This window comes from Paraburkholderia sp. SIMBA_053 (assembly GCF_046534895.1).
Lineage (GTDB): Bacteria > Pseudomonadota > Gammaproteobacteria > Burkholderiales > Burkholderiaceae > Paraburkholderia > Paraburkholderia caledonica.
Genome location: NZ_JAWRXU010000438.1, coordinates 1 through 292, shown reverse-complemented (window position 1 = coordinate 292; position 292 = coordinate 1). Strand labels below are relative to the sequence as shown.

1 pseudogene is annotated in these 292 nt (G+C 65.4%); it reads right to left on the bottom strand.

The window, feature by feature from the left end:
* A pseudogene (locus SB753_RS36325) lies at positions 1 to 114 on the bottom strand (class II aldolase/adducin family protein); the annotation flags it as partial.
* Positions 115 to 292: the final 178 nt, after the last annotated feature.

Genomic DNA, 292 nt, shown 5'->3' with positions numbered 1-292 from the left:
GAGCATGTCGAAGATGCGGTAGCACGCGGCCAGTTGAACGCGCGCCTGCCATTCGTCCGCATGCATGCCGGCTTTTTGCGGCGCACTTGCCGGTGGCATATCAAGTGTCGTCATCGACGTCTCCAGGGTTATCTGTTGGCTGTGCGCGTTGCGTGCTCGTTCGCGTTGGCTGCGCTGCCGCGGTCGCTATGCGCCCGCGACCACCGCGGCAATCGACGACGCCACGTACTCCGCATTGCGCGCGTTCAGGCCAGCGACGCACATGCGGCCCGAGCGCAGCACATACACCGCG